The organism is Mycobacterium sp. 20KCMC460 (assembly GCF_022179425.1).
GTDB classification, from domain to species: Bacteria; Actinomycetota; Actinomycetes; order Mycobacteriales; family Mycobacteriaceae; genus Mycobacterium; species Mycobacterium kiyosense.
This window is the reverse complement of sequence record NZ_AP025524.1, coordinates 4249041-4262620: the sequence shown is the minus strand read 5'-3', so window position 1 is coordinate 4262620 and position 13580 is coordinate 4249041. Positions and strand designations below refer to the sequence as shown.

8 protein-coding genes are annotated in these 13580 nt (G+C 65.0%); all 8 read right to left on the bottom strand.

Annotated features, from left to right (window positions below; translation table 11 throughout):
- Window positions 1-5: 5 nt before the first annotated feature.
- Entirely contained in the window at window positions 6-1529 is a 1524-nt protein-coding gene (locus MKCMC460_RS19660; RefSeq protein ID WP_236982100.1) for a PecA family PE domain-processing aspartic protease, read from the bottom strand.
- Window positions 1530-1671: 142 nt separating this feature from the next.
- A complete protein-coding gene (locus tag MKCMC460_RS19655; RefSeq protein WP_236982102.1) occupies window positions 1672-3147 on the bottom strand; it encodes an FAD-dependent oxidoreductase in 1476 nt (491 codons plus the stop codon).
- A 77-nt stretch (window positions 3148-3224) separates the two neighbouring features.
- Window positions 3225-6131, bottom strand: coding sequence for an RND family transporter (locus tag MKCMC460_RS19650; RefSeq protein WP_236982104.1), 2907 nt, complete (start codon window positions 6129-6131; stop codon window positions 3225-3227).
- A complete protein-coding gene (locus MKCMC460_RS19645; RefSeq protein ID WP_236982106.1) occupies window positions 6128-6589 on the bottom strand; it encodes an MmpS family transport accessory protein in 462 nt (153 codons plus the stop codon). Before MKCMC460_RS19645 ends, MKCMC460_RS19650 begins: the two co-directional genes overlap by 4 nt.
- Window positions 6590-6764: 175 nt before the next feature.
- Window positions 6765-7823 (bottom strand): dihydrodipicolinate reductase, encoded by a 1059-nt coding sequence (locus tag MKCMC460_RS19640; protein ID WP_236982108.1) that lies wholly within the window; start codon window positions 7821-7823, stop codon window positions 6765-6767.
- Window positions 7824-7859: 36 nt separating this feature from the next.
- Entirely contained in the window at window positions 7860-8966 is a 1107-nt protein-coding gene (pe, locus tag MKCMC460_RS19635) for an acyltransferase PE (protein WP_236982110.1), read from the bottom strand.
- A gap of 51 nt (window positions 8967-9017) precedes the next feature.
- Window positions 9018-12005, bottom strand: coding sequence for an RND family transporter (locus MKCMC460_RS19630; RefSeq protein ID WP_255731156.1), 2988 nt, complete (start codon window positions 12003-12005; stop codon window positions 9018-9020).
- Window positions 12006-12144: 139 nt separating this feature from the next.
- A complete protein-coding gene (locus MKCMC460_RS19625) occupies window positions 12145-13563 on the bottom strand; it encodes a condensation domain-containing protein (RefSeq protein ID WP_236983975.1) in 1419 nt (472 codons plus the stop codon).
- Window positions 13564-13580: the final 17 nt, after the last annotated feature.

The window sequence follows — 13580 nt, the reverse complement described above, 5'->3', positions numbered from 1 at the left end:
TCGGATCAGATCTGCCGGTCGATGACCGTGGTGCCGACCGCGTCGTTGTTCCAGATGTAGACGGGCAACTGCGAGAAGGGGAACGACCCGGTGTTGAACACGTAGTAATTGGTCGGCGTCGCCGACGCCACCACGTAGGGGGTGCTGGCCGCGGTCACCGTCTGCGTGTAGAGCGGCACTCCGTTGATCGTGGTCACGGTAATGACCGTGCCCGCCGGCAGGTGGTTACCGATCGCAAGCCCCGGCACCAACGACTGTGGGACGGCACCCAATTCACCACCGGAGTCGAAGAAGGTCCCGACGGTCTGCGGCAACTGGTTGTTGATCTGCACTTGCACAACGGTTCTCGGCGAGCCATCCATTTCCAGGATCGGTGGCAGCGGATTGGGGCCGAACTCCAGCAGGCCGCGCGGCAGATTGATCAGCACACCCTGGTTCATGGTGCCCGGCAGCGCGGCGGTCACCGGATTGGGGAACGGATAGTCGTTGTTCGGTCCCACGCCAAGATAGGCCGTCAGCGACAACAGTGGGATGGACTGCCCGGTGGTGTACTGAGCCGAGGTGGCGACGCCGACCGTCGTTGGCTGGCTGACGATTCCGTTTCCGAAGTTCAACGTCGTCAGATAGGTGTTGTAGTTGACGATGACGGTGCCGCCGTAGCTGACGCTGCCCGACCCGGTGGATGTGCCGAGTGTCGCCAGGTTAACGTACTGCGGCGGCACCACCAGGCCGGAGGCGCCGGAGTCGACGGTGACGGGCAAGCTCGGCCCGCCGCCGACCGAGATATTAAGGATCGGGCTGCCGTACTGGCCCGGATGGATCAGCGTCTGGTTGGCGCCCAGCGGCGTACTCAATCCGGCGGTGCCGGGCAGTCCCAGCAGACCGCCACTCCCGCCGGCGCCGCCCACGCCGCCGGGACCGCTGGCCCCGCCGCTACCGCCGATGCCGATCAGGCCCGCCGAGCCGCCGGGACCGCCGGGCATGCCGCCGTAAAGGCTGCGACCGCCGGTGCCGCCGTTGCCCAACAACACGCCACCCGCGCCGCCGGCGCCCCCGGCCACTCCGTATTGGACGCTGACGCCGCCGGTCCCGCCGTTGCCGAACAACCAGCCTCCGGCCCCGCCGGCGGTACCCACGCCTTGCGCGTTGGTATAGCCATTGGCACCGTCGCCGTAGAGCGGACGCCCCGTCACCTGCAGCACGGGATCGTTGACGAGGTGCGACGCGGTCGAGGCCAGGTGGTTGGCGATGGCGGCTTCGGCGGTCGCATACGCCTGCGCGGCTTCCAGCAGTCGGGGTAGGAATTGTTGGTAGGACGTGGCGACCTGTTGCGCCAGTGCTTGATACTGGCGGCCGTAGTCGGTGAACAGCGTGGCCAACGCCACCGAGATCTCGTCGGCGCTGGCGGCGACGAGGCCAGTGGTGCCAACGGCGGCCGCGGTGTTGGCCGAGACCAGCGAGGTGCCGATCATCTCCAAATCCGTTGTCGCCGAGACCAACAAGTCAGGCGAGACGAGCAGAGCTGGCACGCCGGCCTCCTTTTGCGATCACTAGCACGGTCGTGATACCGCTATTGCCCCGGACCGTGTGCTCAGAGAGTACCGAGAGGCGGACGCAGGATGGTAGCCAAAGGCGGCGGACGCGCGTCATGTCGGAGTGTGGCGATCCACGTTATGACGCGCCCTGCGGCTGGAGGTCGGATGGTCCGCAAGCCCTCAGCGGCCCACAGCGAACGTCGAAGCGTTCCCGCACGGTGTCCAATACGCGGCGTTGGCGTTCGCGCTCCCGGCGGTGCGTGAACATGAAGCGGGCCATGGCCGGTAAGCGGCGTGGCAGCGGGTACCACCTGTCGAAGTCGAGCCCGTTGTCATTGAAAACCCGGCTCGGCAGCGATTCGTAGATGAGGCTGAGGTTGTGCTGCACAAGCGCAAAGACGGTGTACGGGAAAGCGATTGGCGACTTATCCCGCAGACCCTTCCAGTCCAATTCGTACAGTGGCAGGTCGCGGATCTTGTCCGAGAACATCAGGTGGGTCAGGAAGTAACCCATGAATGCCGGAAGGTGCAGTACCGCTGAACGCAAATTCATCGAAACCACCGCTCCGCTGCCGGAAACGTAAGGCTCGTAGGGGTAATCGTTGAGGCCAACGTATCCGGTGCAGTTGATGACCCAGCTACCCGGCTCAATTGTCGTCGTCGCACCACTGCGGAATACCAGCTCCGTCGTACCGTTGCGGTCGACGGCGTCGGCAAAGTAGTCCATCACCACCTCGTTCAAGCCCGCGGCGATCGTCTTGTTCTCCGCCTGCGACAGCACGCCCAGCACGTAATTGTTCGCGTCGGGAGTAACGGAATTCGTGTAGGCGCCGCGGTACCACGATTGGACCTCGGTTTCGTTGGTGCCGTCGAATCGGCGGCCCATCTCCGAGGCCACCTTGGCCAGCAACACGCCATCCCACCACCGCCGTGCACCGACCGGAAAGATTTGCTCACGCGTCCCGAAGAATGTTCCTCGGCCGGCGACGAGATTCACCTCCCGACCGGGGTATTCGGTAATCAGTGTGTACGCGGTGTCCATCGCCGTCTTGCCGCCGCCGATGATCCACACCGGGGCGTCGCTGTCGCGCAGGGCGCCCGATCGGATATCGCAGTAGTCCGGGGACACCGAATTCAACCGGGAACTGGAAATCGCCAACGGGGCGTTCGGTGTGGCTGCCAAACCGTATGCCTTGATCAGTCGCTTCGCGTTGATGACCGCAACGTCACCGTTCGCGTTTCGGCAGGTGACCCGGACGAGTCCGTCGGTCTCTGCGCCGGACTCGAAATCCCAGCCGAAGTATTCCGCTACCTGCACTCGCTGTTTGATGACGTCGAGGCAGTATCGGAGGTGGTCGAGCACCTCACCCTTGGTCGCGAGATACGAGGGGTCCTTGCCGAGGGTCCACTTGATGTTTCCGGCGGTGAACATCGGGTGTGGTTGGTGCAGCCGTACGTACGGGTAGGTGTCGACCCACATGCCGCCCACGCGTGCCCGGCGGTCGACCAGGACGACCTTTTGGTCCGGCGATAAGTACCGGCTTGCGCTGAACAGTGCGTTGAGCCCGGCAATGCCGGCTCCGACAATGCAGACATCGCAATCGATCGCCATGCGGCGAGTGTCCCACCCTGTTTCGGGGGGGCACAGCGTATTCGATTACTTGCTTTTTCCGGAGTTACCCCGCCCGGCTACGTCCGCGCGAAGGTCCGTCGGGCGTTGTCGCCGCGCGGATGCACCACTTTCGGCCACCAGAACCAGCGGCCGAGCAGCGTCGCCACGGACGGCATCAGCAACGTGCGCACGATCAGCGTGTCGAGCAGCAGACCGATACACACCGTCGACCCGAACTGGCCCAGCACCCGCAGATCACTGCCCAGCATGGATGCCATGGTGAACGCGAACACCAGGCCCGCGGCGGTCACCACGCCACCCGTGCCGGCCATCGACCGGATGATGCCGGTCTTGAGCCCGGCGTGGATCTCTTCCTTGAAGCGGGACACCAGCAGCAGGTTGTAGTCGGACCCCACGGCCAACAGGATGATCACCGACAGCGCCAACACGATCCAGTGCACCTTGATGCCGAACAGGTCCTGCCAGATCAGCACCGACAACCCGAACGACGCCGCGATCGAACTGGCCGCGGTGCCCACGATCACCAGGGCGGCCACCACGCTGCGGGTCAGCAACAGCATGATCATGAAGATCAGCGTCAGCGCGGACACCACCGCGATCATCAGGTCGAACTTGGCGCCGTCGTGCATGTCCTTGAACGTCGCCGCGGTGCCGCCGAGATACACCTTCGCGTCGGCCAGTGACGACTGCTTGAGGCCCTCCTGCGCGGCGGTGCGCTCCGAATCGACACGCGAAATCCCTTCCGGCGTCATCGGATCGCCCTGATGGGTGATGAAGAAGCGGGCCGACTTCCCGTCCGGGGAGAGGAACATCTTCAGGCCGGTCTGGAAGTCCGGGTTGTCGAAGGCCTCGGGCGGCAGGTAGAACATGTCGTCGTTCTTGGAGGCGTCGAAGCTCTGCCCCATCACGATCGCGGTGTCGCTGAGCGCTTTCATCTGGTCGAGCATCGCCTTGAAGGTCGACTGCATCGTCAGCGTCAACGCCTTGGTGGTCTTCATCGTGGTGATCATCGGCGGAATCAGAACCAGCATCTCGTGGGTGGCCGCCGCGGTGGCCTGGATGTCCTTGGTGAGTTCGTCGAATTGGCCGGCCAACTGGTCGAAGCCGTCCAGTGACTCGAACAGCGAACGCAGCGACCAGCAGATCGGGATGTCGAAGCAGTGCTTCTCCCAGTAGAAGTAGGAACGGATCGGCCGCCAGAAATCGTCGAAGTCGGCGATGTGGTCGCGCAGCCGATTGGTGATCTCGGCGGTCTCCGCGGTGGTCTTGGCGCTGTCGTCGGCGGCGTGGGAAAGATGCTGGGTCACCGTGTACATGCGCTCCATGTTCTCGATCATGAACTGCATCTCGTCGGCCATCTTGGTGATGTCGGCCATCCGGTCCTGCAGGAAAGCCATGTTCTGCATGGTGGTCTGACTCTGCATGCTGTTCTGAAAAGGTATGGAACTGTGCTGAATTGGGATGCCCAGCGGCCGGGTGATGTCCTGCACCATGGCGATGCCGACGGTGCGCATCACGTTCTTGGCCACCCGGTCGAGCACCAGCATGTCGGCCGGGTTTCGCATGTCGTGGTCGGCCTCGATCATCAGCATGTCCGGGTTCATCCGGGCCTGGGAGAAGTGCCGATCTGCGGCCGCCTGCCCGAGGTTGGACTGCGCCGAGGTGGGCAGGTAGTAGCGGTCGTTGTAACTGGTCTTGAAGCTCGGTAGGGCGACCATGCCGATCAGCACCACTGCCGTACTCACCGCGAGAATTGGTGCGGGCCAACGCACTACGGCGGTGCCGACCCGGCGCCACAGCCGGCCCTGCTTGGCCGCCCGCTTGGATTCGAACAGGTGCAACTTGCTGCCCGCGAATACGACCGCGGGGCCCAGGGTGACCCCGGCCAGCACCACGACCACCATGCCGATCGCCACCGGCGGGCCCATGGTGCTGAACCAGGGCAGCCGGGCAAAGCTCAAGCAGTAGGTCGCGCCCGCGATCGTCAAGCCGGATCCCAAAATCACCGGGGTGACGCCGCGAAAAGTGGTGTAGTAGGCCGTTTCCCGGTCTTCGCCCGCTCGCAACGCCTCTTGATATCGGCCGACCAGGAAGATGCCGTAGTCGGTACCGGCCGCGATGGCCAGCATGGTCAAGATGTTCGCGGCGAACGTGGTGAGCCCGAAGGCGTTGTTGTAGGCCAGAATCGCGACGACACCACGCGCCGACAACAACGCGATGAACGTCATGAACAACTGCACCAGCGTGGTCACGATCGATCGATAGACCAGCAGCAGCATGATGGCGATCGCACCGAGGGTGAACAGGGTGATCTTGGCCAGGCTGGCATTGCCGATGACATGCATGTCGTCACTGAGTGCGGCAGGTCCGGTGACGTAAACCTTCAGCCCGGCCGGCGGTGGGTTCTTGTCGATCGTCTTGCGGACCGCCTCGACCGAGTTGTTGGCCGTGGTGGTGCCCTGGTTTCCGGCCAGGTTCAACATGACGTACGCAGCCTTGCCGTCGGCGCTCTGGGCCCCGGCGGCCGTCAGCCGGTCGCCCCAGAAGTCCTGAATGTGCTGGATGTGGTCCGGTTGCTGACGCAGCTGGCGGATCAGGTTGTCGTAGTAGTGGTGCGCCGGCTCGCCCAATGGCTGATCGCTCTCCAGCACGATCATGACCGTGGCGTTGGAGTCGAACTCCTTGAAGTTATGGCCCAGCAGCATCATCGCCTTCATCGACGGCGCATCCAGCGGGGCCATCGGCGCCGAGTGTGCTTCGCCCACCACCTCCAGCGACGGGACGACGACGTTCACCAGCGCCGCGATGAACACCCAGGCCAGGATGATCGGTATCGCGAAGATCCGGATGGCGTGTGGGATGGCGGGCCGGTGCGGGCGCTCGGTGCCCGGTGGATGGTCGGCGGGGCGGGGCGGCTCGTGGACCCGGATCGGGCCGGTCGCCGCGTCGTGGTGGTCGCTCATGCCGACTTCACCAGACAGAATGTCTGCGGATTCACTCCTTCGGATGTCTTCTCTTCCCGCACGACACCGTCGACCGTGATGCGGCAGTGGATCTGGCTGCCGTCGGTTTGGGCCATGATGTTGGCGCTCACCGCGGGAAGCGTCGTTGAGATCGTGAACGACCACGGCAGCGGCGCCGCATCGACCTGGTGAGTGTTGGCCTCGGCGTCCCAGTAGTTGATGTTGGCAGTGGCCCCGGGTGAGCCGGAGATCTCATAGACCACCACTTTGGGGTTGAACTGCACGATCTCAATGCCTTGGCCGGCACTGGCGTTGAGGTCCTGGGAGCCGAAGATCTTGTGCAGCCTCGACACGACGAGGGCGGACACGGCGAGCACGACAATCAGGACCAGAGGTATCCACGCCTTTTTCAGGAGGCGGCCTCCGCGCCCCGCGAGTGAACCAGTCTGCACCGCCACCGCCTGCCACCGCCTTTCGCGCACCAACCTGCGTTGCAACGCCCCGCCGCAGCGCCGGCTTCCCCGTCCAGACAGCCGTCGAAGGGAGAACCTTTGCTCGGCTAAGTATGCTAACTCTTAGTGGACGCCAGCGTTCCTCGGGGTGGCCAGAGTGTGCCGGACGGCACAGCCGCGGCTAGCGAGCCACGCGTCCGGTGACCGGCGGCAGGTCGGCCAGGGTCACGATGCCGGGTTTGGCGGCGACCACCGCGGGCACCGCGTTGGTGACCGGCATCGCCGTGTAGATCATCCCCAGGCCCATGAACCCGGGCTCTTTCCAATCCTTGGGCGGCAGGCAGTGCAGCACCGTACGCATGTTGGGCAGGCCGAACACCTGGATGACGTGGCCGTGCTCCAGCGGCTTGGGTGGGTCCACGTGGTCGCCCATGGTCCAGTTGAATCCGACGCTGACGACGTTGCGGTCACCTTCCCAGCCGCGGTGGTAGCCGTAGACACCGCCGACCGTCCCGGCGGGAATTTTCATGAAGCCCAGATCGGTGTCGCCGGTCGCCGCGGTGAAGGTGACGTCGAAGGTCATCCGGTCCAGACGGGCGCCGATCGCGTCGGCCATCATCGCGGCCGACTCGGCGAACACCTCGCTTTCCCGCCGCACGCTCTCGGCCAACCCGGGCGTCTCGGGGTCCTGGGAGAACCCCATCGCCGTCTGCGTTCCGGCCGATTCGTAGGTCGAGCAGTCCACCGACTCAGTGATGCGGATCTCGTCGACCCGCTCGCAGGAGGCGGACAGCACCATGCCGACCATGTTCGTCATACCGGGATGCGCACCGCTGCCGAAGATCGTCGAGTTGCCGCGTTCGCAGGCGTGCAGAATCCGCTCGCGATCCGGTGGGGTCTGCTTGCCGCCGGTGATCCAGGCCGCGCTGGTGCACACGTTGACCCCCGACTCCAGCAGCCGCACCAGCTCATCGATGTTGGGCCACAACGGGTTATAGCAACACGCGTCGGCTCCCAGAGCCAACAGTGCGTCGATGTCGTTGGTGGCCTGCACGCCGGTCGGCTCGGGCCAGCCCGACAGCTCGGCGGCGTCGACGCCGACCTTGTCGGCGCCGTGCGCGTACACCCCGACCAGCTCCAGGTCGGGCCTGCCGATGATGGCGTGCAACGAGCGCCGCCCGATGTTGCCGGTGGTCCACTGGATTACGCGCAGGGGACGCTCAGTGCTCGTCGTGTTCATCGGTGCTCCTTTGCGCCGCTGTCGAGCGGGCTGGGGTCAGTGGTGGCCCTGGTTATTCAGCGCGTACATCGCCCCGGACAGAATCTGCGAGAGCGGGTCCGCGCCGCCGCCGAAGGTGGCCTGCGTCGCCGGTGCGGTCACCGCCGCCGGGTCATAGCCGTGTACCGGATCCACCTGGATCGGTGCGGTCGCCGGATCGTCATTGCGCGAGTAGCCCGCGTTGACCATCGGCGTCAGTTCCGCATCGAGCTGGTTCAGCTGATCTTCGGGTACCCCGGCGTATTGGAACGGCAGTACCAGCGGCAGGTGCCGTTCGGGGATCAGGTACGTCGTGGTCGTCGCTCCGCGCGAGTTGACGGTCGTCCGGATGTTCTGCGGCGGCACCATGCTCGGGTTGGTGAAGGCCACCGCCGTGTGGCCGGTCAGCAGTCCGGCCAGGGTGTTGGCCAGCGACATCCAGTTGTCCGGCCGGTCGGGAAAGTCGGCGATCGAGTCGTACGCGGAGATGAATTGCTTTGTGTTGTACTGACTTTCCACCGGAGGCGGGACGACGTAGTCAAGGGCGGGGACGGTGGCGCCGACCGGGAACACCGCGGTGAGGAAACTCTGACCGAAAGCGTGCCGTGCAACCGGATCGCCAAAGGTGGCGAACGTCAACTGATCCGGCGGGGGAGCGGTTGGGTCGGTGGCCAGCCGGGCCTGCAGCGCCTCGAGCACCAGAGCGCCCTCGGACAAACCGATCGCGGTCCCCGGGCCGCCCGCACGGATCGCCGAGTACAAGTTCTCCTGCCCGACCTCGACCGACTCGCCGATGCTGGGACCGTCGGCGCCGATGCCGGGGAATGCTTCGTCCAGTTGCCGGACGCCCGGGAAGAGCCGTCCCAGCACGTGGCCCTGAACCTGGCCGGCCGGGTAGTCGACGATCTGGCGCCGCAGCCCCGGGAACCACTCGTCGCCTTCCCTGCGGATGTACTCGTCGTAGGGGATGCCCAGCACGTGTGCGCCACCCAACGCGTAGGCGTTGGCGCCGGGTGCGGTCGGGTCGACCGGCGGCGGGTCGTCGGCTTTCGCCAGCCCGGCACCGAAATACCCGGTGGCGCCGAGAGTTACCGCTGCCGTGACTCCGGCGAGTACTTTCTTCATGGCTCTTCCCCGCTCGTTCGGCTCGGTTGGGTGGTGTTGCATGTGCCGGTCCTAGTCGGCCGGTTGGGCCGGTAGTGCTTGCGGTCTCGGGCGGGACGGCCACCAACTCGCCTTGCCGACCAGCGTAGCGATCGCGGGCACCGTGATGGTGCGCACCAGGAAGGTGTCCAGCAGGATGCCGACGCCGATCACCAACCCGGCCTGGATGACGGTGCCGATGCTGGAGAACAGCAGCCCGAACATCGACGCGGCAAAGATCAATCCCGCTGCGGTGATCACCCCGCCGGTGGAGGTCAGGGTGCGGATGACGCCGTAACGCATGCCGTGCGGCGACTCGTCACGCATGCGGGAGACGAACAGCATGTTGTAGTCGGCGCCCACGGCGACCAGCACCACGAACGCCAACGGTGGCACGCTCCAATGCAAATGCTGCCCGAGCAGGAATTGGAACACCAGCACCCCGATGCCGACCGCGGACAGATAGGAGACGACGACCGATCCGACCAGATACAGCGGCGCGACCACTGCACGCAGCAGTGCCATCAAGGTCAGCAACACGACGACGACGGTCACGAAGATGATGTAGCGGATGTCGCGCTGGTAGTAGTTGCGCGTGTCGCGCAGGGTGACCGGATATCCGGCCATCGAAATGGTGGCGTCCGCCAACGAGGTGTTCGGTTGTGCGCTTCGGGCGGCATCGGTGATCGCGTTGACCTGATCCATCGCCTCGGCGCTGAATGGATTCAACTTGGTCTGCACGAGGTAACGCACCGAGCGTCCGTCCGGCGAGATGAACATCTTGGCGGCCTTCTTGAACTCCTCCAGATGCAGCAGTTGGGCGGGGATGTTGAAGCCCGCCATCGAGGGGTCGGCCGCTTCGTTCTTCATCTCCAGCAGGAACGCCGACGCGTCGCCGAGTCCCGCGCCCAGCGCTCTGACCTGTTCGACCAGTTGTTCCACGCCGTCGGCCACTTGGCGGCTGCCGCCGGCGAAGCGGTCGGCTCCGCTCTGCAGTTTGTTCAGGCCGGACTGCAGGCCGCCGGGGCCGTCGAGCCCCAGCGAGTGCATTGCTCTGGTGAACCCGGTGAGCACCGCCCGCAGCCGATCCACCGACGCGTTCAGGGTCTGCCGGTCCTGAAATGTCTCCAACTGCCCGGCCAACTCGTTGATCTGGTCGAGGCTGCCGTCACCGCGGGCGGCGACCAGCCGCTGAAACTGGGCGCGGGTGTCGCTGCACGACAGGTCGGCGTCACAGATCGGGTTGGCCTGCAACGCCGCCAGCACCGGCCCGATCCAGCCGAACATGTCCTTGACCGCTGCGAAGTTCACGCCCATGGAATTGCCCAGGGCGTTGATGCTGTTCACCAGCTTGGCCGCGGTCACCACCTCCCGGACCAGCTTGTCGCCGCCGTATTGGGTCCGCATCGAGGCGAACGCGTCGGTCAGGCCCTGCATGCTGGCGACGATCTGGTTGACCTGCCCGCGCACGTCGCTCAGGTTGGTGGCAAGCGTATTGGCGCCGCCGACCAATTTGCTGAGGTCGTCGTTGTGATCGTTGATAACGTCGGACGCCCCGCCGAGGCGGGCGCCGACAGCACCCGCCTGATAGGTGGCACGGAACTCCTGCGGGACCACGCCGGTGGGCCGGGTGATGCCACTGACCCTGGCGATATCCGGCAACTGGCTGACCCGTTCTGCCATCTGTTCCAGGGCGGCCAGCGCCTTCGGTGTGCGCAGGTCGTGCGGAGACTGGATAAGGATGTACTCGGGAACGGACTGGTTGACCGGGAAATGCCGCTCGAGGGCGGCGTAACCGATCGAGCTCGGCGCCGACGGCGGCACCACCTTGCGGTCGTCGTAGTTGTACCGCACCAGTCCCGCGCAGCTGGCCAGCGCGGCCAACACCAGCACGCTGGCCACCAGATGAGATTTCGGGCGGCGCACGATCCGGATTCCCGACCGCCGCCAGAACCGGGCGGTGAGTTCGCGCCGTGGCTTAACCCACCCGCGGGGCCCGGCGATCACCAGGATGGCCGGCAGCAGCGTCACCGCGGCCAGGAACGCGACACCGATTCCGATCGCCGACGACGCGCCGACCGTCGAGAACACACCCATCCGGGCGAAACTGATGCCCAGGAAAGTGACGCCCACCGTGGCGGCGGAAGCGGCGATCACTTTTCCGATCGAGATCAAAGCGCGCCGCACCGCGTCGTCGAAATCGGTTCCGTCGCGCAGATAGTCGTGATATCTGCTGATCAGGAACACGGCATAGTCCGTCCCGGCGCCGGCGATCATGGCGCTGAGGAACACAATCGACTGATTCGAGACCCCGAAGCCGGTCAATTTTGAGAAGCCGGCCACCAACGCCTGCGCGACCAGCAGCGACATCCCGATCGCGGTCAGCGGCAACAACATGGTGATCGGATTGCGGTAGACCATCAGCAGCACGGCAAGCACCAGGACTGCGATTGCGATCTCGATCGGCATCCGGTCGTGCTCCCCGGCGGCGGTGAGATCGGCGACGGTGGCCGCGGGGCCGGTCAGGTTGGCGGTCAACGGTGTTCCGGCGACGTGGTGTTTGACAATTTCGGAGACCCGGCCGAACGCGGCGTAGGACCGAGGGGTCCCCAGCTCACCGGTCAATCCGACCGGCAGCACCCAGGACCTGTTGTCCTTGCTGGTCAACACCGGTCGAAGGGGCGGCGTGGCGATGAAGTCCTGCACCATCACCACGTCGCGGGTGTCGTCGTGCAGCGCAGTCGCCAGCTTGCGGTAGACGCCCTCGTCGGCCGGTCCCAGCCCCTTGTCGTTGGTCAGGACCACCAGCAGCAGATTTTCCGAACTCGACTCGTGAAACGCCTCGGTCATCTTGCGGGCGGTGACGGCCGACGGTGCGTCGCTGGGCAGGATGGAAAGCGGGTGCTGCTGCGACATCTCGTTCAGCGACGGCATCGTCAGCGGCAGGGCGACCGCGATCGCGACCCAGAACCCGATCACCACCCACGGCCACCGCACCACGAAATCGGCTAGGCGTCGCACAGCGTCCCCACCTCCGGTCCCAGCGTGCGCCCCCCGGCGACACCGTGTGCTGCGTGGCGCGGAGATCCGGTCCGTGCCAAAGCCGAGGCCTGATCGGAAGTCGAGCATGTCGGTACAGCAGCCATCGAACTACCCCACACTACGCAACGCGCCCCCAGTCGCCGCTCTCCGCGACGCGGGTGCACACGGACTTCATCGCCTCCACGTAACGAGTGACAGATTTCTGCGCAACCGGGTTGTCGGGGTACATCACCGCCATCGAGGTGCCTTCGCCGTACCGGAAGATATAGATAGTCAACTGATATGAGAACCGGCCGTCGGAATAGATGCCGATGTTGTCCGCATAACCCATCTCGGCGGCCCCGAGGACCGCGTTGAGTGGGGCGGCGTCGCCGTGCAAGAAATTCGACACCGGAAAGTTCGGTCGGGGCCAGTTCAGCCACGGCGCCAATTCCAGGACGCGGTAGTACGGCACTTTGGCCAGCTCGAGTCCCGTGTCGAAAGAATTCTGCGCTGCCCACGCGGCGTCACCGAATGACGCTGCGACGATAGGAACGGTGATCGGAACCAGGCCGGTGAACCAGCCCTGGGTCATGAAATTCTCCGAGGTGCGGCGGGTGTCGCGGGGCGTCAAGCCGTAGTACGTCAGGGCACCGGTGAATTCGTGTTCCACCAGCGCCATACAGGCGAACAGGCCGCCGATGAAGCGGGCGCCGGCACCCTCGCAGGCCGCTTCGAACCGGGCCGTCTGGTCCGGATTCATCAGGACCTCGGTCAGCATGTCGCTGCCGGACGGCTTGAGCGGGTTGCCGAGCGGCAGCGGGAACTCCGGGAAGCTGCCCCCGTTGTTCTCGGCGAATTCGATCCAGGCCCGCACCTGCGGCGAGTCGACGGTCAACTGCGAGGTGAGCTCGCGTTGCTGGACGCAGTACTCGTCATAGCTGCCGGTGTCGGGCAGGGCGAGCGGGCCGTGCCCGGCCGTCAGCGACTGATACATGGCGTGGGATTCCAGCATCGTGATGCCGATCAACGTCGCGTCGCCGTGAACGTGGTCGATGCTGGCGTAGAACGTGAAGTGGTCCTGGCTTTGAATGATGCCGAAGCTGAAGCAACCCCATTCCAGCGGATTGGGTGTCCCGATTACGTGGTCGCGAATTTCCTCGGCGCTCATCTCGCCGTGGTTTATCGGCATGAATTCGATATCGGCGGGATCGAGCAAGGTGTGCCGAACGAACTCGCCGTCGTGGTGGGCAAACCAGCTGCGGTAAGTGTCGTGGCGGCGCAGGTATGCGTTGAGTGCGCGATCCATCACGTCGATATCGCAGTGACCGGCCACTTCGCAGCCCGCGAGAATAAGACGCGAAAAATCGAGACCTGAAGCCGTTCGTTCGTGATAATTCCGAAGATGTTGTGCCTGCATGTAGCTGACCGGCACGGAGCTGACGGGAGCCTGCCGCGCCTTCTCCCGGGACGCATCGGTCGGATGCCAGGAGATAACCGTGCCCGGCCGAAGGGTCCATTGGTCGATTGTGCCGATCGTGATCTTCCCGATGCGCAATATTTCCTCCCGGGGTT